Origin of the sequence: Streptomyces sp. GC420 (assembly GCF_009916105.1) — a bacterium.
Classification (GTDB): Bacteria; Actinomycetota; Actinomycetes; order Streptomycetales; family Streptomycetaceae; genus Streptomyces.
The window spans coordinates 1-25,052 of sequence record NZ_JAAAXQ010000080.1 but is presented as its reverse complement, the minus strand read 5'-3'; the positions used below and the strand labels follow the sequence as shown (position 1 = coordinate 25,052).

Below are 25,052 nucleotides of genomic sequence, written 5' to 3'. Positions count from 1 at the left end.
TCACGGAGTCGGGCAGATAGGTGCCGGACAGCTCGACCCGTTCGACCGGGGAGTCGGCGCCCTCTGAGCCGAACATCAGGGCGCGCCCGTCGGGGGTGAAGGTCACGGACTCGCCCTGGGGGTGGGAGAAACTCACCGGGACCTTGGGGTCGCCGATCTCCTTGCCGAGCCTGCCGTCCGCCCAGAAGTACTCCTCGCCCCCGAAGTAGCCCCGAAGCACCAGCCGCGTGCCGTCCGGCGAGAAGGCCCCGTCCGTGACCTCCAGTCCGTTGGTGTCGCCGACCCGGGTGAAGGTGTTGCCGGCGTCCCCGGCGCCGAGCTCCGCCGGCCCCTCGTAGATTCCGCCCTTGCCGTCCTCGCTCTTGGTCGCGATGTAGACGCGCCCGGTCTTCGGGTGCACCATCAGCGCCTCCGCGTTGCGCGGCCCGTCCTCGTAGCGGACCGTGAACTGCGTGGCGCGGACCGTGGCGTCGGCGAGGGTCTTCGGCTCGGGGATGCGGTAGATCCAGACGTGTTCCCAGGAGCCGTCCAGGTTGTCGCCTATGTCACCGACGTAGATGTTGCCGTCCGGGCCGATCGAGATGGCCTCGACGTCCCGGGCCGTGCCGACACCCTGGAGGGCGATGCGGGCGACGGTCCCGCCGGTCCCGGAGTCGACGGCGTAGATGTACGCCCCGTCGTCGCTGTCGTTGTGCGTCCAGTAGATCCCCGGGTGCGCGCGCGACGCGGCGAGCCCGCTGGACTCCGTGATGCGCGGATCCTTGATCGTGAACCCCCCGTCGCCGGCCGCGTACGCCGCTCCGCCCCCGGCGAACCCCCCGGTCCCGGCGAGTACGAACCCCCAGGCCACCGCCCATGACACCCACACCCGTGCACGCATGCACCAAGACTGCCACTTGCACCCACCCGCTACCGACCGGTAATCATGGGCGAATGCGCGTGATGTTCGTCGGCGACTCCATGACCATCGGCAGCGCCGGCGACTACACCTGGCGCTTCCGCATGTGGCAACACCTCTCTGCGACGTACGGCGGTCCCTTCCGCATCGTCGGCCCCCGCACCGAGCTGTACGACAAGCAGGCGGAGGCGCCCGTCTCGCACACCTACGGCGACCCGTCGTTTCCCGAGCGCGCCCGCGCCCACCTCGCCGGCTGGGGAGAGGGCTGGTGCCACATGGCGCCGCTGATCGGCGAGACCGTCCGGAGGACGAAGGCGGACCTCCTCCTCGTCTCGCTGGGCCTGATCGACCTCGGCTTCTACACAAACGCCCAGCAGACCGCCGAGAACGTCGGCGCCTTCGTCCGCGCCGCCCGCGAGGCCCGTCCCGCCATCCGCATGGTCATGCTCCCCGTCATCCACAACACCCGCGCCGAGAACGACCCGCCCTTCGCCGCCGAGTGCACCCGCTTCAACGAACTCCTCGCCAAGGCGGTCGCCGACCTCTCCACCCCGGCCTCCCCGCTCCTCCTGGCCTCCCGCCCCGACACGTACGACCTGCGCGCCGACACGTACGACGGGACCCACCCCAGCCCCAGCGGCGAGCACAAACTGGCGGCCGCCTTCGCCGACGCGATGCACCAGGCGTGGGGCCTGGGCGCGCTGTACGAGCACCTTCACACGCCGCGGTAGACGTCCCGGCGACTGGCCGCCACCGCACCCGGCGTGCGCCGCGAAGGATCACGGCACACCCTGCCCGGGACACCCGTTCGGCCCACGCCGGGGTGCCCCGGCGGGAGGCGGGCCGGACAGTGGGGGGCGAGACGCCGACGAAAGGACCCGGTCATGGGGACGTCCGCCGTTCAGATGCCCGTCATCAACGAGTGCGCCGTGGAGAACTGCGCGTACAACAACGACCGCGCCTGCCACGCTCTGGCCATCACCGTGGGGGACGCCCACCACCCCCACTGCGACACCTTCTGCCCCTCTCCCCCCAAGGGCGGCGAGCCCTCAGCCACCGGGCACGTCGGCGCCTGCAAGATGGCCGACTGCCGCCACAACTCCAGCCTCGAGTGCCACGCCCCCGGCATCTCCGTCGGCTACCTCCAGGACGAGGTCGATTGCCTCACCTACGCCCCCGCGTAGCCTCCGGCGTCCCCGCCACCCGCCCAGCCAGCTCGTTCAGCAGCCCCGGGTCCACGAACGGGTCCTCCTGCGTCGGAAGCGACCGCCACCCCAGCGGCCAGGTGAACCCGTCCAGCGCGGGGACGCCGACGAACGCCTCGCTCCGCGAGTGCCGGGTCAGTGCCCGCGCCCCGGCGGGCCACCGGTACTCGGCGACGGTTTGCGGCGGCAACAGGAAGTAGTAGTTCTGCGGCCCCACCACCTCCCGCACGATCGGCCCCGCCCGGAAGTCCGTGAACTGCATGATCTCGTAAGCCACTTGCTCGCCGAGGATCCCGCCGATCCGTACGGCGTCGAAGTGGACCCCCGCGTGGCGCAGGGCGTGCCCGGACGCCGGGACCCAGGCAGGCACCGGTCCCGGTGAATTTCGCTGCTTCATGCCCCCAGCCTTGCCGAGCCGTGGCTAGTGTGACCAGCACCACAAGGGGTCCGTGCCAGGTCGTGCACTGGGGAGGGCGGGACGTGAACTCGGGTGAACAGGCGGGCCGGACGGGCCAGGGCGCGGCGAAGGCCTTCGGCCGACTCCTTCGTTTCCATCGCGAACGCGCCAAGATGTCGCAGGAGGTTCTGGGCCGGCACACCCGGTACTCCAAGTCCCAGGTCGCCATGATCGAGCGCGGCGAACGCCGCCCCAAGGGCGACTTCGTCGCCATCGCCGACGACGCACTCGGTGCACAGGGCGCACTGCTGGAGGTCGCCCAGGAGCTGACGGCGAGCGGGGTTCCGGCATGGTTCGAGGACTACCTGGCGGAGGAGGCCACGGCAGCCGGGATCCACTGGTACGAGACTCATGTGATCCCCGGGCTCCTCCAGACCGAGGCATACGCCCGCGCCGTGTTCGGCTGCGCGTGTCCGTCGCTGGAAGAGGAGCAGATCGAGGCGGCCGTGTCCGCACGGCTGACCCGCCAGAGCGTGTTCCGGAACAAACCGGCTCCTGTCGTCAGCTTCGTCCTGGAGAAGGCCGCACTCACCAGGCCCATCGGCGGACCGGCGGTGCTCAGGGAGAACCTGCTGAACATCCTCGACATCGGACAGTTGCGCCATGTCGAGATTCAGGTCATGCCGGAGGACAGGCGGACGCACGCAGGGCTGAACGGGCCTTTCATCCTGTTGGAAACGGCGAAGCGCCGCAGTCAGCTCGTGTACGTCGAAGGGCAGGGCGGCCGATACTTTCTCAGCGAACAGCCGGACGTAGGTGATGTGTTCGCACGCTATGGCATCCTGCGGGCCCAGGCCCTGAGCCCCGAAGACTCCGCCAATCTCATCGGACAGGTGGCACGAGAACTGTGAGCAACGACCTCGACTGGTTCAAGAGCAGCTACAGCGGCGACCAGGGCGGCGCCTGCGTCGAGGTCGCCTTCGCCGCGCCATCCCCCCACAGCGGCACCCGCTCCCCCGCCGTCCACGTCCGCGACTCGAAGGACACCGCGCGCCCCGGCCTCGCCCTCTCCCCCTCCGCCTGGTCGGCCTTCCTCACCCACGCCGCCGACGCCATGGCCTGACTGCCTACGTGACCCGGTCACCGTGCGTATCGTTGTACCGCGCGGCTGTGCGCGACGAGCGCCGGCCGTGGAGGAGTGCCACGATGACCGTCGCAGAGACCGACAGGATCGAGATGGCCGACAGCGACAACGAGCCCACTCTCGACGAGATGTTCGAGTGGCTCGAGAAGATGCCCGTCCCCGAGGGATACAAGACCGAGATCGTCGGGGGCAACATCTTCATGGCGCCGCAGCGGGACACCCACTGGGAGATCATCGCAGCCGTCTACGACCAGCTGCGGGCCAAGCACCCCAGGAAGCGCATCAAGTCCGATGTCCGCATCGACTATCCGGGGCATCTGAACGGCTTCGCCTCCGACGTGACGCTGGTGGCCGAAGGCGCCACCAGGAACGAGAAGGGGCTCTGGAACTGCGCCGACGTCGTGTTCGTCGCGGAGGTGGTCTCCAAGCGGACCGGTATGAACGACTACGGCCCGAAGAAGGCGGCGTACGCGGAGGCCGAGGTCCCGGTGTATCTGATCGCGGACCCGTACCAGGGCAGGTGCCACGTGTTCACCCAGCCCAAGGACGGCGAGTACGCCGCGGAGGCGAAGGTCCCCTTCGGGACGGACGTCGACCTGACCGCCACGCCCGTCGGCCTCGTCCTCAGGACGGACGAGTTCCCCCGCGACTGATCGCGCCGGAACACCCGGGCGGCCGGGAGCCCCCTTGCGTGGAGCGCACTCCAACGCGTTGGCTGGGGCCCTATGAAGTACACGCAGCTCGGACGCACCGGACTCAAGGTCAGCCGACTGGTCCTCGGCACGATGAACTTCGGGCCTCACACCGACGAGGCCGACTCGCACGCGATCATGGACGCCGCGCTCGGCGCGGGCATCAACTTCTTCGATACCGCAAATGTGTACGGCTGGGGCGAGAACAAGGGCCGTACGGAGGAGATCATCGGCTCCTGGTTCGCCAAGGGCGACGGACGCCGCGACAAGGTCGTCCTCGCGACGAAGGTGTACGGGAACATGGGCCCGGACGGGGACGCCTGGCCCAATCACGACCGGCTGTCCGCCGTGAACATCCGGCGGGCCGTCGACGCCAGCCTCAAGCGGCTGCGGACCGACTACATCGACCTCTACCAGTTCCACCACATCGACCGGCGGACGCCGTTCGAGGAGATCTGGCAGGCCATGGACGTACTCGTGCAGCAGGGGAAGATCCTGTACGCCGGGTCGTCGAACTTCCCCGGCTACAAGATCGCGCAGGCCAACGAGGCGGCCGCCCGGCGCGGCGGTCTCGGCCTGGTCAGTGAGCAGTGCCTCTACAACCTCGCCGAGCGCCGCGCGGAGATGGAGGTCATCCCGGCCGCGCGGGAGTACGGCCTCGGGGTCATCCCCTGGTCGCCGCTGGGCGGCGGGCTGCTCGGCGGGGTCGTCCGCAAGCACCGCGAGGACGCCACCCGCGCCAAGCTGGGCCGTTCCGCGAGCGCTCTGGAGAACGCCGCGGTGCGGACGCAGGTCGAGGCGTACGAGGATCTGCTGGACAAGCACGGGCTGGCACCCGGCGAGGTGGCTCTCGCCTGGCTGCTGACCCGTCCCGGGGTGACCGGGCCCATCGTCGGCCCGCGCACGCAGGAGCAGCTCGACTCGGCGGTGCGCGCCGTGGGGCTGGAGCTCTCGGAGGAGGTCCTGACCGGCCTCGACGAGATCTTCCCCGGTCCCGGGCCGTCGCCCGAGGCGTTCGCCTGGTAGCCGCTTGCTCCTGCGGGACGGCGGGACGCCGCCGCGCCGGCACCGTCTGCCGCCGGGTCCGCGGCGGCCCGGTCCCGTGTCGCCACCCGGGTGGTGGCCGCGGGACCGGCCGTCCGGGCCGTACCGCCGCCGGCCGCGGTGGCACCGCAGCACCGCGGCACCGGATGAAAGGAGAGCGCCGGTGGCACACCCGGCTCGGGTGTGCCACCGGCGGTCTCCTCGCCGCCAGGCGCGGCGTGGGAATGCGGGGCCGAGGGGCCGAGGGGCCGAGGGGCCGAGGGTCAGCCGCCGGAAGCCGCCGCCACCGCGATCACGACGAACATCAGCACAAGCACACCGGCCATGATCCGGTTCCTGGTCTTCGGGTCCACCCGTCGAGCCTAACCGCCGCGCGGTCCCCCGCCCCGCGCAGGGGCTCCGCCCAGCGGCCACGCGCCCACCGTCTCGTAGCGGGGAGGGCCGCCCGGCAGGTCCGCCGCGTGGAGGTTGCTACGCACGAGGCTGAGTTCACGCACCTCCCACTGGGTGCCCTCGAAGGCGTACAGCGCCTCGACGTACGGCTTGAGCTCGGTCTCGGTACGGGTGCGGGCCACGGTGAGGTGCGGGGTGTAGCGGCGGTGCTCGTCCATGGGGATGCCGGACTTGCGGGCGGCGGCCTCGGCGCGTTCGGCGAGGCGGCGGATCTCGGCGAGTCCGCCGGAGGCGCCCGCCCACAGGACGCGCCGGCCGAACTGACCGCCGCTGGTGAGGCGGAGCGGGAACGGCATCTGCCGGGCGGCGGCCCTCTCCATGCGGCGCTCCAGTTCGGGAACCCGCGTGTCGTCGACCTCGCCCATGAAGGCGAGCGTGAAGTGCCACCCGTCCCGCCCCGTCCAGCGCAGCTCCTCCGCGCCGGGCAGAGCGCGCAACCGATCTACGGCGAGGCCGAGTTCGTCCATGGCCTCGCCGGGTGGCAGTACGGCGGCGAAGAGTCTCATCCGTGCAGTCTCGCACCGCGGACCCGCCCAGCCCCGTAGGCGGACTGCGCGCTTCGCGCCACCACTCCCCGGCGCCCGGGATCTCCTCCCGCCCCCGACGGCCCGCACGGGCCGACCCCGGACGGGGGCGCGCGCCCCGACTGCTGCCGGGCCGCCGGGGGCGAGGTCCGTCACACCGCGGGGGCCAGTACCTCGCGGGGCGCTCTCGGGACGAACCTCACGTGCTTTCGCCCCCGGCGCAGGTCGACCTCCAGCCGGAGACCGCCGACCCGGGCCAGGATCAGGCCGACGACTATCGCCGCGGCGGCGGCGACAAGTCCGCCGGCGGCCAGTCCGACGCGGGCGCCGTAGACGTCGGTGACCCAGCCGACGATGGGCGCGCCGATCGGGGTACCGCCCATGAACACCATCATGTACAGGCTCATCACCCGGCCCCGCATGACCGGGTCCGTGGCCAGCTGCACGCTGGAGTTGGCGGTGACGTTGACCGTGAGGCCGATCATGCCGATCGGGACCATCAGCGTGGCGAACAGCCAGAACGACGGGGAGACGGCGGCCGCGGCCTCCAGCAGGCCGAAGCCGACCGCGCCGGCGACCAGCAGGCGCAGCCGGGACGTGCCGCGGCGGGCCGCGAGCAGCGCGCCGAGCAGGGAGCCCGCGGCAAGCAGGGAGTTCAGCATGCCGTAGGTGCCGGCGCCCTGCCGGAACACGTCGTCGGTGAAGGCGGTCAGCCAGATCGGGAAGTTGTAGCCGAAGGTGCCGACGAAGGCCATCAGGACAATCGGCCAGAGCAGTTCGGGCCGTCCGGCGACGTACCGGAGGCCCTCGCGCAGCTGCCCCTTGCCGCGCGGGGCGCGCTCCGCGCGGTGCAGTTCGGCGGGCCGCATCAGCATCAGTCCGGCGAGCGGTGCCAGGAACGAGATGCCGTTGAGCAGGAACGCCCAGCCGCTGCCGACCGCGGTGATCAGGACTCCGGCGACGGCCGGGCCGATCAGCCGCGCGGACTGGAAGTTCGCGGAGTTGAGGCTGACGGCGTTCGGCAGGTCCTTGGGTCCGACCATCTCGGAGACGAATGCCTGCCGGGCCGGGTTGTCCACGACGGTGACGAGGCCGAGCAGCGTCGCGATCAGATAGACGTGCCACACCTGGATGTGGCCCGACAGGGTCAGCGCTGCGAGTGCGAGTCCGCCCAGGCCCAGTGCGCCCTGCGTCATCATCAGCAGCCTGCGCCGGTCGAACCGGTCGGCGATCACTCCGCCGTACAGGCCGAGAAGCAGCATCGGCAGGAACTGCAGCGCGGTGGTGATGCCGACCGCGGCGGCGGAGCCGGTGAGGCTGAGCACCAGCCAGTCCTGGGTGATACGGGACATCCAGGTGCCGGTGTTGGAGACGACGGCGCCTGCGGCGAAGAGGCGGTAGTTGCGGACCTTCAGCGAGGAGAAGGTGCCGCCCGTTCTACGGGTCTTGAGGATGGGTTCGTCGGGGTTCGGTGCGGGGGCGGAAGCTGATGCTCCGGGTCCCGTACTCAAAAGAGTCGCCTCCTTGCGTTTGTACGTTCGTGCTGTCGTGCTGCCTTGTCCGGTGCCTTTCCCGTTTCCGGCCGGAACCGGGTCTTCGAGGTGCCCGCGGCCGGGGGCGCCTGCTGGTGCGCGGGCCCGCTGGTGCGCCGGGTACCTACTGGTGTGCGAGCTTCTCGAGGACGGGCGCGGCGGCGCGGAGCTTGGCCCACTCCTCCTCGTCGAGCTCCCCGGCCAGCTCGGCCAGCCAGGCGTTGCGCCTGCGGCGGCTCTCTTCGAGCATCGCCTCCGCGCGCCCGGTCGAGGTGACCACCTTCTGCCGGCGGTCGTCCGGGTGGGGCTCCAGCCGGACCAGCCCCTTGGTCTCCAGCAGTGCCACGATGCGCGTCATCGACGGCGGCTGCACGTGCTCCTTGCGGGCCAGCTCACCGGGGGTGGCGGAGCCGCAGCGGGCCAGGGTGCCCAGCACCGACATCTCGGTGGGGCTCAGCGATTCGTCGACCCGCTGGTGCTTGAGACGGCGGGCAAGGCGCATCACCGCGGAACGCAGCGAGTTCACGGCGTCGGCGTCGGCGCCATGGGACAGATCCAGCATGTCTTTAGCTTAACTCATTACCCATGCTAAATACCATGCGGGAGCGACGAGGTGGGGGAGGTCACGTAGGTCACGCCAGGTCACGCATAAGAGTGAGACATGCCCGAAAAGTGACATGACGGACAGCCTCCTGCGGTGAGGCTGTCCGCATGGGATCGACAGTGCTCAGTCTGCGCCTGGACGGTGAGCTTCTCGACCGGATCCGGCAGCATGCGGCGAAACGCGGAATGAGCGTCCAGGACTACGTGACCGGGACGCTCGTTCGCGAGGACTTCGACGAACGCTTCAAGGCCGCCGTCGACGAGACCGAGAAGTTCTACGGGCTGAGGGAAGCCACGTGAGACGGCGGAACCGGGGCCGGGCCGGGTGAGGCCGAGCGCCGGCTTACGGAAGACCGTCTCCGCGCGTAGAACGATCGGCCGTCTAAGCTGTGCGACATGGCGAAGTGGACCCCCAGACACGAGGCACCCGAGCCCTTGGAGGGGCCCGTCGTCGCCACCATCACCGGCGGCACGATCCTGTGGTTCCTGATGTTCCTGGTCCAGCTGCCCTTCTACGGCTGGTTCGACGAACACGGCCACACCTGGTGGGTGTGGACCTGCGCGGCCGGCGGCGGACTCGGGCTCATCGGCATCTGGTACGTCCGCAGAAGGGACGCGGCGATCAGGCGCTCCGCGGCGGCCTCCGCGGCATCTTCCGACCCGTCCCCCGACGCAGCCCCCGGGGCAACCCCTGAGGCGTCCCCCGGTGCGGATCCCGTAGCGCGCGAGGACCACTCGCCTCGTACTGAGGTCTGATCTTCCCCATTTCCGGTGGGTGAACGGCGGCCTCGCGCCGTAACGTCACTTGCATGACACAGCGCCCGCTGACCGACGCCGGTGCCGAACCGAGCCCCGTGCATCCCGTGGACCCGGTGAAAGCCTCCGGCGGAAGCCGGGCGGCAGTCGCCCGCGCCCCCGGGCTGACCGCCTCCGAAGTCGCCGAGCGGATCGCCCGCGGTGAGGTCAACGACGTCCCCGTGCGGTCCTCCCGCTCGACCGCCGACATCGTCCGCGGAAACGTCTTCACCCGCTTCAACGCCATCATCGGCGTGCTGTGGATCATCATGCTCTGCGTAGCACCGATCCAGGACAGCCTGTTCGGCTTCGTGATCCTCGCCAACACCGGCATCGGCATCATCCAGGAACTGCGCGCCAAGAAGACCCTCGACAACCTCGCCGTCATCGGCGAGGCACGGCCCACCGTCCGCCGCGACGGCACGGCCCGCGAGATCCCCACCTCCGAGATCGTCCTGGGTGACCTCCTGGAGACCGGTCCGGGAGACAAGATCGTCGTGGACGGCGAGGTCACCGAGGCCGACGGCCTGGAGGTCGACGAGTCGCTGCTCACCGGCGAGGCCGACCCCGTGCTCAAACGGCCCGGCGACCACGTGATGTCCGGGAGCTTCGTCGTCGCGGGCGGCGGCGCCTACACCGCCACCAAGGTCGGCCGCGAGGCCTACGCCGCCCAGCTCGCCGAGGAGGCCTCCCGCTTCACCCTCGTCCACTCCGAACTGCGCAGCGGCATCAGCACGATCCTCAAGTACGTGACCTGGATGATGGTGCCCACCGCCATCGGGCTCATCATCAGCCAACTGGTCGTCAAGGACACCGACTTCAAGCACTCCCTCGCCAGGACCGTCGGCGGCATCGTCCCGATGGTCCCCGAAGGACTGGTCCTCCTCACCTCCATCGCCTTCGCCGTCGGTGTCGTCCGACTCGGCCGGAAACAGTGCCTCGTCCAGGAGCTCCCCGCCATCGAGGGCCTCGCCCGCGTGGACACCGTCTGCCTGGACAAGACCGGCACGCTCACCGAGGGCGGCATGGACGTCAAGGAGCTGCGACTGCTGAACGGCTCCGACGACGGCTACGTCCGCACGGTCCTGGGCGCCCTCGGCGAGTCCGACCCGCGGCCCAACGCCAGCCTCCGGGCCGTCATCGACACCTGCCCGGACACCGGGGAGTGGCGCTGCACCGAGTCGCTGCCGTTCTCCTCCGCCCGCAAGTACAGCGGCGCGAGCTTCAACGAGAGCGGCGGCGAGTCCTCCACGTGGCTGCTCGGCGCGCCCGACGTGCTGCTCGGGCGGGACGACCCGGCGCTCGCCGAGATCGACTCCCTCAACGCGCAGGGACTGCGGGTGCTGCTGCTCGCCCGCGCCGCCCGGGAGCTCGACGACCCGGCACCCGCCCAGGACGCCGAGCCGGCCGCCCTGGTCGTCCTCGAACAGCGGCTGCGGCCCGACGCCGCCGACACCCTGCGCTACTTCGCGGCCCAGAGCGTCTCCGCGAAGGTCATCTCCGGCGACAACGCGGTGTCCGTCGGCGCGGTGGCCGCCAAGCTGGACCTGCCGGGCGCCGAGCGGACCGTCGACGCCCGTACGCTGCCCGCGGACCGGGAGGAGATGGGCGCCGCGCTGGAGGACGGCGCGGTCTTCGGCCGGGTCACCCCCCAGCAGAAGCGGGACATGGTGGGGGCCCTCCAGTCGCGCGGCCACACGGTCGCGATGACGGGGGACGGGGTCAACGACGTGCTCGCGCTGAAGGACGCCGACATCGGCGTCTCCATGGGCACGGGCTCCGAGGCGACCCGGGCCGTCGCCCAGATCGTGCTGCTCAACAACAGTTTCGCGACGCTTCCGGACGTCGTCGCCGAGGGCCGCCGGGTCATCGGCAACATCACCCGGGTCGCCACGCTCTTCCTGACGAAGACCGTCTACTCCGTGCTGCTGGCCGTCCTGGTGGTCTGCTTCCAGGTGGAGTATCCGTTCCTGCCGCGCCACCTGACGCTGCTGTCCACCCTGACCATCGGCGTCCCCGCGTTCTTCCTCGCCCTCGCCCCCAACCGGGAGCGGGCCCGACCGCACTTCGTGCGCCGCGTCATGCGGTACGCCGTCCCCGGAGGCATCGTGGCGGCCGTCGCCACCTTCGCCGCGTACCTGCTGGCCCGGTCGTACTACAGCGGCACGGACGCCCTGGACGCGGAGACCAGCGTCGCCACGCTGACGCTGTTCCTGATCTCGATGTGGGTACTGGCGATCGTCGCCCGGCCCTGGACCCTGTGGCGGGTCCTGCTGGTGACCACGATGGGACTCGGCTTCCTGGTCGTCCTCGTCGTGCCGTGGCTGCAGGAGTTCTTCGCTCTCAGACTCGTCGGTACGACGATGCCGTGGGCGGGCGTCGCCATCGCCGCGCTCGCGGCGGTGACCCTGGAATTCGCCTGGCGGTGGGTCGACCGCCGCTTCCCGGCGTAAGCACGCGGGGCGGGCGCGCCGGCGCGTGGTTCCGCGCCGCCGTGCCCGCCCCGGAGGCTACTGCCGACTGGTTACTGGTTGCTGGTTACTGCACGTCGACGTAGTCGGCCTTGGACGTGACGGCCGGGGTGTTGGACGTACCGGCGAAGCTCCAGCGCCAGTAGCCGTCCACCGAGGCGGTGCGCGTGGTCTTCAGGTTGCCGCTGCTGTCCGTCGTCACCGTCTTGATCGTGGTGTAGCTGCTCGTGCCCTTCTTCTTGAACTGCAGCTTCACCGACTGGTTGGTGTAGCCCGCGTACTTCAGCGTGTCCCAGTTCGCACGGGTCAGCTTGCCCGTGACGGTGATGGTCTTGCCCTTCTTCACCGGCTCGGGGGAGGCGTTCGCGGTGAGCTTCGAGTACCGCTGGAGCTTGGTGGAGGCGAGGCCGCCCTGCTCGGCGTAGTCGACGTTCTCCCAGTCGATCTCGTCCTCGGGCAGGTCGGGGTTCTGACCGTTGTAGTCGAAGGCGAAGCCGGCCGCCTTCCAGGTGGTGGCGTCGGTGTTGAACAGGCCATCCGGAATGACGTCGACGGTCGCCTCGCAGACGGCGACCGTCGCCGACTGCTCGGCGCAGACCGGCCCGCTAGCGCCGAACGCGAAGTTGTCCGGGGCGGAGAACGCGCCGCGGTAGATGGCGACGGCCATCCGGAAGTCGTCGGCGAAGATGTCGACGTTCGCGGGGTGGGTCACGGTGTAGGCGGTGGGCACCGTCACCGTCTTGCTGGTCCCCACGACGATCGACTTGCCCTTGTTGATCTTGACGCCGGAGAAGGTGACGTTCAGCGTGCCGTCCGCGGCGGCGGCAGCGCGGCCGGACGCCTGCGGGGCGCCGGAGTCCGCCTGGGCGGCCCGGGCCGACTGCACCTTCCCGAGGAGGCCGGCGCGGCTCGAGTCGTCGGCCTGGGCGGCGGGCACCGCGAGGGCCGAGAGGGCCAGGGCACCGGTGACGGCGGCCACTGTGGCACGTGTGCGCATGCGATTTCCCCCAGTGGAGAGAGAGGCACCCGGCGAAGGGTGCTGAGTCACTTCGCCGGGGCCCGAGTGGTCGGGGAGTCTGTTGACTCGCTGACAAGATCAACGAGACCGGTCAGGGGTTGTACGTGCCGTGAAGATTTCGCGCACGTGTTGCCCAGATCACACAGACCTCCCGGCCCGACGCCCTGCGCCCGCTACCGCTACCGCTACCGCTACCGCACGACGACTACTGCACGTCGACGTAGTCCGCGGAGGACTTGACCGCCGGGGTGGTGGAGGTGCCGGCGAAGTTCCAGCGCCAGTAGCCGTCGGCCGAGGCGGTGTACGTGGTCTTCAGGTTGCCGTAGCTGTTGGTGTACACCGTCTTGATCGTGGTGTACGTGTCCGTGCCCTTCTTCTTGAACTGCAGCTTCACGGGCTGGTTGGTGTAGCCCGCGTACGAGAGCGTGTCCCAGTTGGCGCGGGTCAGCTTGCCGGTGACCGTGATGGTCTTGCCCTTGACGACCGGCTCCGGAGAGGCGTTGACGCTCAGCTTCGAGTAGCGCTGGAGCTTGGTGGTGACCCCGATCGGGTCCGTCTCCGTGTAGCCGACCTGGCTCCAGTCGGGGCCGTCCGGGTCCTGGCCGTTGTACGCGAGGGCGTAGCCGTACGTCTTCCAGGTGGTGGCGTCGGCGTTGGACAGCTCCAGGTCCGGGTAGATGTCGATGGTGCCCTTGCAGGTCGCCTCGGTGGAGCTGACCGCCGTGCAGACCGGCCAGTCGTCACCGATGAGGTAGTTGCCCGCGTCGAAGGCGGTCCAGTAGTCGGTGCCGCGGTAGAGCTCGATGTCCATCAGGAAGTCGTCGGCGAAGATGTCGACGTCGGCGCCGTGCGTCACGGTGTAGGTGACCGGCGCGGTGACCTTGTTGCTGATGCCCGCGACGATCGGCTTGCCGCCGTTGACCTTCACGTTGGAGAAGGAGAGGTCCAGGTCGTAGGGCACGCCGTCCTCGGCAGCGGCGAGGGAGCGGCCGGAGGCCGCGGCATCCTCGGAGCCGGCCTGCTTGGCGGCGCGCACGGCCCGCACGAGCTCGGCGGCGTCCTCGCGGGACGGAGAGCCGTCGGCCTGAGCGGCGGGCACGGCAAGGGCGGAGAGAGCCAGGGCGCCGGTGACGGCGGCCACGGTGGCACGAATGCGCATGCGTTTCCCCAGTGGAGAAAGAGGCAGCCGGCGAAGGTCCTGAAGTTCTTCGCCGGCGCCTGAGTGACCAGGGAGTCTGTTGACTCGATTCAATGATCAACGACCCCGGCCAATGGTTGTAGGCCGCGTGAAGATTTCACGAATTCGTGCCCTGGATCACATCGACATGCCCCGGTCGGCGGCCTCAGTCGAACCAGCGGTCGCGTTCCAGTTCCTCCGTGCGGGAGGGGTCCTCCAGGAGCGCCGCGACCTCGAAACGGCGCGGCCACTGGCCCGCCGCCCAGGCGAGTCCCGCCGCGACGCCCTCCAGGGTCGCCGCGTGCAGCACGCCGTCCGGGGTGCGGTGCCAGTCGAGTTCCGTACCGCCGACGACCAGTTCCTCGTGCTCGAAGTACGTCGACGGGGTCGCCGGGCCCAGCAGCCGGCGTACCGACGACGGGACCTCGTGCTCCTCGCCCTCGCCGGCCACCTCGGCCGTGACGGCCTCGCCGAGCCGCCGCACCTGGAGGAGTTCGGCCAGGTCAGCGGCCCGCGCGGGCGGCACGGGGAGCAGCGGCAGCCGCTGTGCCAGGGCGAACGGCAGCAGGTCGGGGGCGTCCGCGACCACGGCGTCCGCCGCGTCGACGACCCGCGTCCCGCCGTCGACGACGGCGCGCAGTTCGTCGGGCAGCGTCACCTGCTCGGGGTCGAGGTACGCCAGCGCCCCGTACAGGCCGTGCAGCTGGGCCGGGGTGACACGGCGGTCCGGGTCGGCGAGCCGGTTCAGCAGTTCCGCGGCGCCTCCCGGTTCGTCGAGCAGCGCGTCCACGGAGGTCCGTACGCCCAGCGCCCGCAGCACCTGCTCGTCCTCGAAGCCGGTCGCGTCCACGGACTCGTACAGCCCGTCGAGCAGCGGATCGCCGCCGGCCGCGCGCAGCCCCGCGGGGCGGCGGCCACCGAGCACCGGGTGGCCGCGCAGCCACCAGGCCGTGTACGGCCGTACGGTCTCCGTCGTCCCGTCCGGCAGCAGGATCCGTACGGGCTGGGTCAGCGCGTCCCGCAGCGGGGGCCGCGCGAGCAGGGCCAGCGCCTGCGGCCAGGCGTCGTCGTCGACCAGGTCCAGGTCCCGCACGGCGACCAGCTCGGTCGCCACCGGCGGCACCGGAGTGTCCGGGAACCGGTCGAGGACGTCCTCGCACCACACGTCGACGGCGTCCAGCAGTCCCGCGTCGTCCGGCTCGGGGAAGTCGCCGTCGCGGGGTTCGAGTTCGTCGGGGTCCAGGACGACGTCCGTCGCGCGGACGAGGGCGAAGTCGGCCAGCACTCCGACGGCGGCGAGGGGCTGCTCGCCCCACCGCTCGGCCAGCTCCGCGTCCACGAACGCCAGCTCGCCCTCCCGCATGACCCGCGCGAACGGGCTGCCGGGCAGGACCAGTTCGCTCGCCGGGGCCATTTCGCCGTCCTCGTCGGGCAGCGCGAGCGCACCCAGCCACGGCTCGTCGCCCGGCTCCAGGCCGGCGTCCCCGACCAGGGCGAGCACCGTGTCGGCGAGCTCCTCCGGGTCGGGCGCGTCCTCGTCCCAGATGTCCCCGGCGTCCAGCGAACCGGCCACCGCCGCCCGCACCTGAGGGGTGGTCAGCACGGCGCGCGGCGTCGCCGGGAGCGCGCCGAGCTTCTCCAGCAGCGGGTGCGCGGCGTCGGGGTGGGCGACCTTCAGGCCGAGCCGGGCCAGTGCCTCGGGGGCCGTCGTGTCGGGCAGCGGCAGCAGGACCTGGCGCGGACCGATCGTCGTCCTCACTCCCCCCGCGCCTCCCCCCGGACCTCCGGGCCGGGAAGGATCCCCGGCGAGCGGCACCGGCAGGCCGGTGAGCCGGTCCGGGTCGACGCCCGCCAGGGAGTCGTACAGCCGCCGCCACCAGGCGGGCTCTCGATCCAGGCCCGCGAGCCGGTCGATCGCCTCGGTCAGCGGGATCCGCGCCACGGTCAGCGTGCGCAGCTCGACGCGCCGTTCGAGACCGGCGGGCAGCAGGCAGGGCAGCACCTCGGCGAGGACCCGCACCGTCTCGGCGCCCGCGCCCTCGACGACCTCGGCCTCGAAGGGGCGCAGCGCGGTCAGGTCCTCCGTGGGGACGGCGGGCGGCAGGAACGCCACCCGCGGCAACCGCTTCAGGATCGCGGCCCGCAGCGAGCCGTCCAGTTCGCCCTTGCCGAGCGCCCCGGGGACGAGGCCGATGCTGCCGGTCGTCACCGGCTCCCAGTCGCGCAGCAGCCCGGCGTACGCGTCCGCGGCCCGCTCGACGAGGAAGTCCGTGAGGGGGCCCGGTGCGGTGTGGCGGCGCGTCGTCTCCAGCGGGAAGGAGGCGATCAGGAGCGCGGGCACGCCCAGCGGTTCGTCGGTCGGCGTGGGGGCGTGCACGACCGGCGTCGTACGGAGCGCGGCGGGCGCGCCCTCGCCGTCCACGGGCACCGCCCAGGTCACCGACCAGTGCGGCCGCAGCCGCTCCTCGACGGGCCGGCCGGCGAGCAGCGCTGGCTCCAGCGGGCCGGAGGCGCCGGCGGTGCGCCAGCGCGTGGTGCCGTGCAGGGTGTCCTCGACGACGGTGCAGGGGCCGTCCTGGCGGCGCGTCAGGGTGCGGACGCCCTCGGGGGTCTCGATGACGACCTCGGCGAGGCCGGGGAGGGTGAGCAGCAGCGCGTCGTCGACGGAGGCGAGCAGCCGGGCGGCGAGGTCCTCGGCGCCGCCGTCGCGCAGCGGGAGCAGCACGACGCTGTCGTAGCCCTCGGGCGCGGTGCCCTCGGCGGGCAGCGGCAGCCTCAGCAGCGGTACGTGGCCCTCGCGGCGGCGCAGTTCGTCGCCGAGGCCGGGCGATGCGGCGGCGGTCTCCCGCACCAGTTCCCGCGCCTCGGCCAGTGACCAGCGCACGCCGCCGGTGCGGCTGAGCAGCGCCGGCTCGTCCGACACGGACAGCACGGCGGCGAATCCGACGCCGAAGCGGCCGACGGCGGTCTCGGCGTCCGGCCTCTTCGCGGACGCGCGCAGCGTGCTCAGCGACTCGACGCCCGCCGCGTCCAGCGGTGCCCCGGTGTTGGCGGCGGCCAGCACGGGCGGGGCGTCGGGAGCCGCAGGGTGCAGGGTCAGCCGCAGCCGGCCCGGTGCCCCGGCCCGCGCGGCGGCGTCGGCGGCGTTCTGCGCGAGTTCGACGACGAGCCGGTCGCGGTAGCCGCCGAGCGCGAGGTCCTCCTCGGCGTTGGCGTCCTCCCGGAACCGCGCGGGTGACGCGCCCCAGGCGTCGAGGACGCCCCGGCGCAGACGCCCCGTACCGAAGGGGTCGGCCCCACCGGCCGCCGGCCGCACGTTCTTGCTCACCGCGGTGTCTCCCTCTGCCCGTCCCGATCCGGTGCTTGCGGCGCCGACGCTACCGTCTCCGGACCCGGACGCCTTCCCAGGAGGAGGGCACCCGGCCACCGGGGCGAGGGTGATGCGGGCGGTCGCCTCGCCCCGCGGCGGCGTTCCAGCCCGTCCGGCGCGGACGCGACGCCTCCGCCGACCGGATCCCGGCCGCGGCCGCAGCGCCCGCCCCGGCACCCTCACGGCATCCGGCCGCACGGTGCGACGGGCGACAGCCGCTCGAACAGCCCGTGCGGCACACCCCAAGACCGGCCGGAACCGCCCCTTCCGGCAGACGACCCCGCCCACCCGCGTCCGAGCCTCCCGCGACGGCTCGGCGCAGGCACAGGCACAAGCTCCCGGCCCCCGCCGACGGTGACGGACCACCGACCCGCAGACACCTGGCCGGCGCTGACCAGACGATTCCGCGACAGGACAGGCGCCGACGTGGCGCGCACCCGGAACGAGCGCGTACGGGCGAGCCACGGCCGCCACACCCCGGAAGACCATCCGCATCCCAGCCGACAACGGCCCGGCGCAGGCACAGGCACAAGCTCCCGGCCCCAGCCGACCGGTCACACAGCGCCGACCCGCAGACACCGGAGCCGACCCGGACCACGCGGCTCCGCCCACACGAGCCGCCGCAGCCGCCACAGGCACAAGCTCCCGGCCCCAGCCGACCGGTCACACAGCGCCGACCCGCAGACACCGGAGCCGACCCGGACCACGCGGCTCCGCCCACACGAGCCGCCGCAGCCGCCACAGGCCGGCAACCCGCGCCGCCGAGAGTGCCGGAGGACCACCGACCCGCAGACGCGGGGACCGCCCGCCGGGCCACGCGGCTCCGTCCCGTCCGAAGGCCGGATACCCGCGCACGCCGGAATCGGCGTACGCGGCGGGCCGCGGCTCGGCGCGGGAGCCCGGCTCTCCGGGCCGTCACCACCGGTGACGGATCACCGGTCCGTCCGCACAGGCGCGGGCGGAGCCGAACGGTTCCGCCGTCCTGAAGGCGCCGCGCCGGCGCGGCGCGAACTCGGCACGCGCCGCCCGGAAAACGCGGCCGGGACGTCAGGAGTGGCCCAGTTCCTCCGGTGGCGCGGTCGGCTCGACGGAGCCGCTGGAGGGGTCGGGGTGCAGGGAGACGACGTCGACGCGGGTCTCGTCCACGACGGGCGGAGCCGGCCGGGGAGGCTTCGGCATCACGGCCGCCTCGGAGTGCGCACCGCAGCCGTACGTCAGGGAGACGACGTGACCGTCCGCCGGGCTGAACTCGTTGGCGCAGACCCCGAAGGCCTGCCGCAGGGATCCGGCGAGCGGCATCAGGAAGCCGCAGGAGACACAGGTCGCGGGCGCCGCCTGCGCCATCGGCGTCTTCGCGCCGTAGGACTCCTCCCAGCGGTCCGCCGCCACATGCAGCCCGTACCGCGAAAGCACCCGCGCCCGCCGCAGCCCGAGTTCCTCCGCCACGGCCGCGATCGACCCGCGCGCCGGCGGCACGCGGAGCGGCGCCGTAACGTCCGCGTCCTCGGCCTCGACGAGTTCCGCCATCTCCTCGGAGACGACCGAGTTCGGCGGGGGCTCCTCCTCGCCCGTGAAACCGGGCTCCAGGCGCAGGTCCTCCGCCTCGGTGGGCAGCAGGTCACCGGGCCCGAGGTCGCCGGGCCGCAGCCGCTCGCTCCAGGGCACCCACTCCGGCGCGAGCAGGGCGTCCGGACCGGGCAGCAGAACCGTCTCGTCCAGTGTGACGACCCTCGCGCGGGAGGCCCGCGCCACCGTCACCGCCCAACGCCAGCCGCGGTATCCGGGGTCCTTGCACTCGAAGAGGTGCGTGACGACACGGTCGCCGTCGGCGACGACCGAGACGTGCTCACCCACCACCCCCGGCGCCGCGACTTCTTCCGCCGCGCTGCGGGCGAGGTCGACCGCCTCGGCGCACAGGCGGTCGGGGGTACGGCTTCGCGTCGTCGCTGCACTCACCAGAATCGAACTCTCTCCTACGCCGTGTCCTGGGCGCCGCCGGCCGCCGGCCCGGCGCGGACGGAGCGGACCCTCGGACCGCGTCGACGTCCACACCCGATCGGCCGGGAGGGCAGCGCACCTGCTACTCACCATTCTGCGGGATCGCTGACAGGCGCGCGGCCATGAACGACCGCCGGTCGCGCACTCCGCACGCTACCCCGTCCGCAGCCGTCAGCCCACCCGCGGTCCACGTACGGAGCGAGTACGAAGCGAGTACGAACCAACTCGGGGCCGAGTCGACAGTCGCGTCGAACGGTCTTGGGGCACTATGACGGGGTGGCCACCGCACGGCAGTCCCGCCAGTCTCCCGAGGGATCCGGGCCGCTCCGCCGAGCGGGCCGGAAGTTCGGCCGCGCCCTGCACCTGCCGTTCACCGGCACCGCGAAGGGCATCCGCAAGGCCACCCACGCGCACGGCGCCGGCGAATCCGGCCTCGGAAAACTGATCGAACTGCACGCCGTGAACGGCGCGGGCGACATGATGATCACCGTGGCACTGGCGTCCACGGTGTTCTTCTCCGTGCCGACGGACGAGGCGCGCGGGCGGGTCGCCCTCTACCTCGCCATCACGATGGCCCCCTTCACCCTGCTCGCGCCGGTCATCGGCCCGCTGCTGGACAAGGTGCCGCACGGCCGGCGCGCCGCCATGGCCGGGGCGATGCTGGCCCGCGCGCTGCTGGCACTGATCCTGTCCGGCGCGGTCGCCTCCGGCAGCATCGAGCTGTATCCGGCGGCGCTGGGCGTGCTGGTCTCCTCCAAGGCGTACGGCGTGGTGCGCAGCGCCGTCGTGCCGCGCCTGCTGCCGCCGAACTTCTCGCTGGTCAAGGCGAACTCCCGGGTGACGCTCGGCGGACTCCTCGCGACCGGCCTGGCGGCGCCGGTGGGCGCCGGACTCCAGTGGATCGGGCCGGGCTGGCCGCTGTACGGGGCGTTCGTGCTGTTCGTCACCGGCACGGTCCTCGCCTTCTCGCTGCCCCCGAAGGTCGACTCGGCGAAGGGCGAGCGCAAGGCGCTGCTCGCCGCGGACGAGGCACACCTGCACCCGCCGCTGCACCCCCACCCGCCGTCGAAGGCCAAGGCGCCGGGACTGCGCACGGTCGGACCCTCCGTCACCCACGGGCTCGCCGCCAACGCCTCGCTGCGCTGCCTCTCCGGCTTCCTGATCTTCTTCCTGGCGTTCCTGCTGCGCGACCACCCGCTCGGCGGACAGAGCGCCGCGGTCTCGCTCGGCATAGTCGGCGTGGCCGCGGGCCTCGGCAACGCGAGCGGCACCGCCATCGGCGCCGCCCTGCGGGCACGCGGCCCGGAACTGATCGTCGTGACTGTGGTCGCGGCCGTCGCCGCCGTCGCGATCGCCGCGGCCGCGCTGTACGGCCCGGTGCTGATCGCCGCCCTGGCCGCCGTCGCGGGCTGCGCGCAGGCGCTGGCGAAGCTGTCCCTGGACGCGATGATCCAGCGCGATGTGCCGGAACTGGTACGGACCTCGGCGTTCGCCCGCTCCGAGACGCTGCTGCAGATGTCCTGGGTGCTCGGGGGTGCCATCGGCATCTCGCTGCCCCTCAACGGCACGCTGGGCCTGACGGTCGCCGCCGCGATCGTCTGCACGGGCTGGCTGACGACCGTACGAGGGCTGTTGCTGGCGGCCAGGCGGGGCACGCCGCACCCCCGCGTGGCGTGAGCAGGACGGCCAGATAACCTTCGCTCATGACCGCTGCCCCGCGGCGATGCCGCAAGTCGATTCAGCTCTCGGGCAAGGGCCGCCGTGCCGGCGCCGCCCTCGGCGCTGTGTCCGCCGGACTCCTCGTCCTTTCCGCCTGCGACAAGCCGACGCCGCTGGCGACCGTGACGGTCGGCACGAACTCGGTGAACGCCGAGGCCGCTTGCTACGCGGACGGGGACACCGTCCCCAACAAGAAGATCGCCTCCTGCGTGGAGAAGAAGCCGGACGCGACGATCAAGATGGCCCAGGGCGACACCCTGCGTCTGGGCGTGGAGCCCGCGATCGCCGAGACCGGCTGGGTCCTGTACCTCAACGGCGCCCCCGCGCTGAACGAGCCGTACAAGAAGACGTACCGCAGCTTCGCCGGCATCGACCTCTTCGCCAGCCAGACGGGCGGCCCCGCCGCGAAGTCGGTCAAGCTGAGCATCCTCGAGGTCGACGCCAACGGTAAGTACAAGGGCGCCTGGAACTTCAAGATCGAGAAGGACAACGGCTGAGCGGCTCCCACCGCTCCGTGCGGCTCCTCGTGGTGACGGCGGTCCCGGCGGAACGGGACGCCGTCACCGCCGCGCTCGGCACCCCCGAGGAGCATGCCCTGCCGGGCCGCACCCTGCACCGGGTCCGCACCCGTACCGGGGACCGGGAGGCGTCCGGCGCCCGGAGCCGCACCGGCCACGGCGCCCTGCCTGTCACCGCCGGCCGGGCACCCACGGGCGGCGGCGCGTCGTCCCGGCCCGGAACCGAGCCGGGAACGCAGCTCTGGACGGGGCCCGGGACCGGGAGCGGGACGGAGCCCGGGACAGGGACGGTGACTGTCGACGTGCTGGCCGTCGGCGCAGGACCCGCGGCCGCGGCCGCGGGCACCGCGACCGCCCTCGCCCTGCACCCGAACGGCCTCCCGTACGACGTGGTCGTCTCGGCCGGGATCGGCGGCGGCTTCCAGCCGCACGCCCCCGTCGGTTCGCTGGTGGTGGCCGAGTCGATCGTCGCGGCGGAACTGGGCGCGGAGACCGCCGACGGCTTCGTCCCCGTCGAGGAACTGGGCTTCGGCAGGTCCGCGCACCGGCCGCCCGAACAGCACGCCCGCAGGCTCGCCGAGGCACTGGGCGCCCTCCACGCCCCCGTGCTCACCGTCTCCACGGTGACCGGCACCGCTGCGCGCGCGGCCGAATTGGCCCGGCGTCACCCGGGCGCGGGCGCCGAGGCCATGGAGGGCTTCGGAGTCGCCGAAGCCGCCGCGGCGCACGGGCTGCCGGTGTTCGAGATCCGCGCGGTCTCCAACCCGGTCGGGCCGCGGGACCGGGCCGCCTGGCGCGTCAAGGAGGCTCTGGACGCACTGGGCCGCGCCTTCCCGACCGTCGTGCGGCAGCTCGCAGGCCAGGGCGGCACCATGACGAAGGAGACGCCGTGACGCGTGACGAGGGAGACGCAGTGACGAAGGAAGAGGGAGACGCCGTGCTGCAGATCGCGTACTCGCCGTGCCCCAACGACACCTTCGTCTTCCACGCGTGGGCCCACGGCCTGGTCCCCGGCGCGCCCGGGATCGACGTGACCTTCGCCGACATCGACATCACCAACGGCATGGCCGAGCGCGGCGAGCTCGACATGCTGAAGGTGTCCTACGCCGTGCTGCCCTGGGTGCTCGACGAGTACGCCCTGCTGCCCTGCGGCGGCGCGCTCGGCCGCGGCTGCGGACCGCTCGTCCTCACCAGGGAGGCGGGCGCGGACCTCACCGGGAAGACCGTCGCCGTGCCCTCCGAACGGTCCACGGCCTATCTGCTCTTCCGGCTGTGGGCGGCGGACCGCGTCCCCGGCGGCGTCGGCGAGATCGTCGTGATGCCCTTCCACGAGATCATGCCCGCCGTTCGCGACGGCAAGGTCGACGCGGGCCTGGTCATCCACGAAGCCCGGTTCACCTACCGGCGGTTCGGCCTGCACAAGCTCGCCGACATGGGCGAGCACTGGGAGTCGGCCACCGGACTGGCCATCCCGCTCGGCGCGATCATCGCCAGGCGCTCGCTCGGCGAGGAGCGGCTGCGGGAGATCGCCGCGGCCATCAGGAGTTCCGTGCGCATGGCCTGGGACGACCCGGAGGCCTCCCGCCCGTACGTCCTCGAACACGCCCAGGAGATGAACCCGGTCGTCGCCGACCAGCACATCGGGCTGTACGTCAACGAGTTCACCGCCGAACTCGGCGAGGAGGGCTACGCGGCGGTACGGGGCCTGCTCACACGCGCCGCGGCCGAGGGACTCGTTCCGCCCCTCGGCCCCGATGCGCTCGTCTTCCCAGGATCTCCGGGGACCGCCGAGAGCCGCTGAGGACCGCCCAGGACCCTTCTCTTCGAGGTCCTCTCCGGGAGTCCCCCGGCGCCGTCCCGCAGCTCCGCAGCCCCGCTGCGCCCGCCGTTCGGCCGTCTTCCGCGGCCTGTCAGATGTCGAGCTGGTCCGCGACGGCTCGCAGCAGACCCGCGATCTTCGCGCCCTGCGCCTTGTCGGGGTAGCGGCCCCGCTCCAACGTCGGCGTGATGTTCTCCAGCAGCGTCGTCAGGTCCTGGACGATAGACGCCAGTTCGTCGGGTTTGCGGCGCTGTGCCGCGGCCACCGACGGGGTGGGGTCCAGGATGGTCACCGAGAGTGCCTGATCACCACGCTGACCCGCGACCACTCCGAATTCCACGCGCTGGCCCGGCTTGAGGGTGTCCACGCCGGCGGGCAGCACGGACGAGTGCACGAAGACGTCACCGCCGTCGTCGCGGGAGAGAAAGCCGAAGCCCTTCTCGGTGTTGAACCACTTGACCTTGCCGGTAGGCACGTCCGTCTCGTCCTCGTCACTCGTCGAATGCGGCTGCGGCTCAGCGGGTGCCGACAGCCCTGGACAGCAGTAGAGCGGGTCGCGTAGGACCCGCCATCCCCAAGGCTAATGGTCCGGGGCATGGTGACAAGACGTCGCCGACCGGTTCCTACGCGCAGCGTTCTACCCTGGTCGGATGAGCGATACTCCTCCTCGCCGCGGCCCCGGCGACACCCTGGTGAAGATCGGCGCGATTGTGTTCTTCGTCGGCGCGCTGGCGACACTCGCGACCATCGCCCCGCTGTTCCTCGGTATGGACCCGCTGCCGACCGCCGCCTACCTTGTCTCGATGCTGATGGGCGTCGGCTTCCTGATCGCGGGCGCGGGCGTGCTGAAGTCCATCTCGGTGCAGCGGCGTCAGGCCAGGTCGGCCCTGTAGGCGCGCAGCCACTCGGGGAAGACGGTCAGGTCGTCGAGCACGACGTCGGCGCCCTCGGCCAGCAGTTCCTCCCTCGTGCACGGGCCGGTGGCAACGGTCACGGACAGGGCGCGCGCGACACGGGCCCCGCGCACGTCCCCTATGTGATCCCCCACGTACACCGACGCGCCGTGCTCGTGCAGCGCCTCCGCCTTCGCCTCGGCCCACAGCCAGCCGATCACCGCGTCCGCGTCTATGCCGAGGTGCGTCATGTGCAGCTTCGCGTTGGGCTCGTGCTTCGCGGTCACGACGATCGCCCGCCCGCCGAGTTCCCGCACGGCGGCGACGGCCTCGCGGGCGCCGGGCATGGCGAGGCTGGGAGCGATGGCGTACGCGGGGTAGAGCTCGCGGTACCTGTCGCTCGCCGCCTGGATCGCCTCGTCGGGAAACCAGTGCGCCAGCTCCTGCACCAGGGGAGGTCCGAGGCGGCTGATGGCGAGCTCGGCGTCGATGTACACCCCGGTCTCCGCCGCCAGCGCCTCGAACGCGGCCTTGATGCCCGGCCGGGAGTCGATCAGAGTCATGTCGAGGTCGAACCCGACCGTGAATGCGGACATGCCGGCCATTCTCTCCGACGCCGCCGACGGCCCGGTTGCCCGGTGGCCGGAACGGCCCGGTGGCCGGGTGGCCGGGATGCCGGGTGGCCGGGATGCCGGGTGGCCGGAACGACCGGGTGGGTGGACGGGTGGCCGGTCCGGCGGTTCACCGTCCGCACCGCGGCCGGGGGGCGAGGCGGCCGGGGG

General features: G+C 72.1%; 25 protein-coding genes. 14 read left to right on the top strand and 11 right to left on the bottom strand.

Translation table 11 applies throughout. The annotated features are described in order from the left end of the window. The coding region (locus tag GUY61_RS12975; protein WP_243766418.1) for a hypothetical protein at positions 1 to 880 on the bottom strand (880 nt) is incomplete at its 3' end. A 53-nt stretch (positions 881 to 933) separates the two neighbouring features. Between GUY61_RS12975 and GUY61_RS12970 the strand changes: the two genes are divergently transcribed. Continuing rightward, on the top strand, positions 934 to 1,629 hold the full coding sequence (locus GUY61_RS12970; RefSeq protein ID WP_166630270.1) for a GDSL-type esterase/lipase family protein: 696 nt from the start codon (positions 934 to 936) through the stop codon (positions 1,627 to 1,629). Between the two features lie 153 nt (positions 1,630 to 1,782). Next, positions 1,783 to 2,082 carry a DUF1540 domain-containing protein gene (locus tag GUY61_RS12965; protein ID WP_166630269.1) on the top strand — a complete coding sequence of 100 codons (300 nt, stop codon included), beginning with the start codon at positions 1,783 to 1,785 and terminating at the stop codon, positions 2,080 to 2,082. Here GUY61_RS12965 and GUY61_RS12960 read toward each other — a convergent pair. Beyond that, positions 2,063 to 2,500, bottom strand: coding sequence for a hypothetical protein (locus GUY61_RS12960; protein WP_166630268.1), 438 nt, complete (start codon positions 2,498 to 2,500; stop codon positions 2,063 to 2,065). The two genes, GUY61_RS12965 and GUY61_RS12960, sit on opposite strands and share 20 nt — an antisense overlap. An 83-nt stretch (positions 2,501 to 2,583) precedes the next feature. On the opposite strand from GUY61_RS12960, the gene GUY61_RS12955 reads away from it, so the two are divergent. From GUY61_RS12955 to GUY61_RS12940, 4 genes are all read left to right on the top strand, one after another. Further along, positions 2,584 to 3,411: a helix-turn-helix transcriptional regulator gene (locus GUY61_RS12955; RefSeq protein WP_166630267.1), complete on the top strand. Its 828-nt coding sequence runs from the start codon at positions 2,584 to 2,586 to the stop codon at positions 3,409 to 3,411. Continuing rightward, on the top strand, positions 3,408 to 3,623 hold the full coding sequence (locus GUY61_RS12950) for a DUF397 domain-containing protein (RefSeq protein WP_166630266.1): 216 nt from the start codon (positions 3,408 to 3,410) through the stop codon (positions 3,621 to 3,623). The genes GUY61_RS12955 and GUY61_RS12950 overlap by 4 nt, the downstream gene beginning before the upstream one ends. An 83-nt stretch (positions 3,624 to 3,706) precedes the next feature. Further along, positions 3,707 to 4,297, top strand: coding sequence for a Uma2 family endonuclease (locus GUY61_RS12945; protein ID WP_166630265.1), 591 nt, complete (start codon positions 3,707 to 3,709; stop codon positions 4,295 to 4,297). Positions 4,298 to 4,369: 72 nt separating this feature from the next. After that, positions 4,370 to 5,362, top strand: a complete 993-nt coding sequence (locus GUY61_RS12940; protein WP_166630264.1) for an aldo/keto reductase — start codon at positions 4,370 to 4,372, stop codon at positions 5,360 to 5,362. A gap of 380 nt (positions 5,363 to 5,742) precedes the next feature. Here the strand turns inward: GUY61_RS12940 and thpR are convergent, their stop codons facing one another. From thpR to GUY61_RS12925, 3 genes are all read right to left on the bottom strand, one after another. After that, positions 5,743 to 6,339 (bottom strand): RNA 2',3'-cyclic phosphodiesterase, encoded by a 597-nt coding sequence (gene thpR, locus GUY61_RS12935; RefSeq protein WP_166630263.1) that lies wholly within the window; start codon positions 6,337 to 6,339, stop codon positions 5,743 to 5,745. A gap of 170 nt (positions 6,340 to 6,509) precedes the next feature. Then, on the bottom strand, positions 6,510 to 7,868 hold the full coding sequence (locus GUY61_RS12930; RefSeq protein ID WP_166630262.1) for an MFS transporter: 1,359 nt from the start codon (positions 7,866 to 7,868) through the stop codon (positions 6,510 to 6,512). 145 nt (positions 7,869 to 8,013) lie between these two features. Then, complete coding sequence (locus tag GUY61_RS12925; RefSeq protein WP_166630261.1) at positions 8,014 to 8,451, bottom strand: MarR family winged helix-turn-helix transcriptional regulator; 438 nt, start codon at positions 8,449 to 8,451, stop codon at positions 8,014 to 8,016. Positions 8,452 to 8,600: 149 nt separating this feature from the next. On the opposite strand from GUY61_RS12925, the gene GUY61_RS12920 reads away from it, so the two are divergent. The 3 genes from GUY61_RS12920 (at position 8,601) to GUY61_RS12910 (ending at position 11,740) form a co-directional block, all read left to right on the top strand. After that, positions 8,601 to 8,792 carry a ribbon-helix-helix protein, CopG family gene (locus tag GUY61_RS12920; protein WP_166630260.1) on the top strand — a complete coding sequence of 64 codons (192 nt, stop codon included), beginning with the start codon at positions 8,601 to 8,603 and terminating at the stop codon, positions 8,790 to 8,792. Positions 8,793 to 8,888: 96 nt separating this feature from the next. Next, positions 8,889 to 9,248 (top strand): DUF2530 domain-containing protein, encoded by a 360-nt coding sequence (locus GUY61_RS12915; protein ID WP_166630259.1) that lies wholly within the window; start codon positions 8,889 to 8,891, stop codon positions 9,246 to 9,248. Positions 9,249 to 9,301: 53 nt separating this feature from the next. Next, the gene (locus GUY61_RS12910) at positions 9,302 to 11,740 is read left to right on the top strand and encodes a cation-translocating P-type ATPase (RefSeq protein ID WP_166630258.1); all 2,439 of its coding nucleotides are present in this window, start codon (positions 9,302 to 9,304) and stop codon (positions 11,738 to 11,740) included. An 85-nt stretch (positions 11,741 to 11,825) separates the two neighbouring features. Here GUY61_RS12910 and GUY61_RS12905 read toward each other — a convergent pair whose 3' ends face one another. The 4 genes from GUY61_RS12905 to GUY61_RS12890 all read right to left on the bottom strand — a co-directional run bounded on the left by GUY61_RS12905 (position 11,826) and on the right by GUY61_RS12890 (position 19,279). Next, positions 11,826 to 12,755 (bottom strand): hypothetical protein, encoded by a 930-nt coding sequence (locus GUY61_RS12905; protein ID WP_166630257.1) that lies wholly within the window; start codon positions 12,753 to 12,755, stop codon positions 11,826 to 11,828. A 226-nt stretch (positions 12,756 to 12,981) separates the two neighbouring features. Continuing rightward, positions 12,982 to 13,935 (bottom strand): hypothetical protein, encoded by a 954-nt coding sequence (locus GUY61_RS12900; RefSeq protein WP_166630256.1) that lies wholly within the window; start codon positions 13,933 to 13,935, stop codon positions 12,982 to 12,984. Between the two features lie 184 nt (positions 13,936 to 14,119). After that, a complete protein-coding gene (locus GUY61_RS12895) occupies positions 14,120 to 17,281 on the bottom strand; it encodes a sacsin N-terminal ATP-binding-like domain-containing protein (protein WP_313896641.1) in 3,162 nt (1,053 codons plus the stop codon). Positions 17,282 to 18,370: 1,089 nt separating this feature from the next. Further along, the gene (locus GUY61_RS12890) at positions 18,371 to 19,279 is read right to left on the bottom strand and encodes a DUF3027 domain-containing protein (protein ID WP_166630255.1); all 909 of its coding nucleotides are present in this window, start codon (positions 19,277 to 19,279) and stop codon (positions 18,371 to 18,373) included. A gap of 318 nt (positions 19,280 to 19,597) precedes the next feature. Between GUY61_RS12890 and GUY61_RS12885 the strand changes: the two genes are divergently transcribed. From GUY61_RS12885 to GUY61_RS12870, 4 genes are read left to right on the top strand one after another with little or no spacing between them, the layout of a single operon-like run. Next, positions 19,598 to 20,998 carry an MFS transporter gene (locus GUY61_RS12885; protein ID WP_398955257.1) on the top strand — a complete coding sequence of 467 codons (1,401 nt, stop codon included), beginning with the start codon at positions 19,598 to 19,600 and terminating at the stop codon, positions 20,996 to 20,998. Positions 20,999 to 21,024: 26 nt separating this feature from the next. Then, positions 21,025 to 21,537, top strand: a complete 513-nt coding sequence (locus GUY61_RS12880; protein ID WP_166630253.1) for a DUF2771 domain-containing protein — start codon at positions 21,025 to 21,027, stop codon at positions 21,535 to 21,537. A 17-nt stretch (positions 21,538 to 21,554) separates the two neighbouring features. Next, positions 21,555 to 22,451: a futalosine hydrolase gene (locus GUY61_RS12875; RefSeq protein WP_166630252.1), complete on the top strand. Its 897-nt coding sequence runs from the start codon at positions 21,555 to 21,557 to the stop codon at positions 22,449 to 22,451. Continuing rightward, complete coding sequence (locus GUY61_RS12870) at positions 22,448 to 23,359, top strand: 1,4-dihydroxy-6-naphthoate synthase (RefSeq protein ID WP_313896640.1); 912 nt, start codon at positions 22,448 to 22,450, stop codon at positions 23,357 to 23,359. Before GUY61_RS12875 ends, GUY61_RS12870 begins: the two co-directional genes overlap by 4 nt. A 109-nt stretch (positions 23,360 to 23,468) precedes the next feature. On the opposite strand, the gene GUY61_RS41150 is transcribed toward GUY61_RS12870, so the two are convergent. Further along, on the bottom strand, positions 23,469 to 23,852 hold the full coding sequence (locus tag GUY61_RS41150; protein ID WP_166630251.1) for a cold-shock protein: 384 nt from the start codon (positions 23,850 to 23,852) through the stop codon (positions 23,469 to 23,471). A gap of 175 nt (positions 23,853 to 24,027) precedes the next feature. Here GUY61_RS41150 and GUY61_RS12860 point away from each other — a divergent pair, with 175 nt between their 5' ends. Further along, the gene (locus GUY61_RS12860; RefSeq protein WP_166630250.1) at positions 24,028 to 24,270 is read left to right on the top strand and encodes a hypothetical protein; all 243 of its coding nucleotides are present in this window, start codon (positions 24,028 to 24,030) and stop codon (positions 24,268 to 24,270) included. Here the strand turns inward: GUY61_RS12860 and GUY61_RS12855 are convergent. Then, positions 24,249 to 24,866: an HAD family hydrolase gene (locus GUY61_RS12855; protein WP_243766417.1), complete on the bottom strand. Its 618-nt coding sequence runs from the start codon at positions 24,864 to 24,866 to the stop codon at positions 24,249 to 24,251. The two genes, GUY61_RS12860 and GUY61_RS12855, sit on opposite strands and share 22 nt — an antisense overlap. Between the last annotated feature and the right edge of the window lie 186 nt (positions 24,867 to 25,052).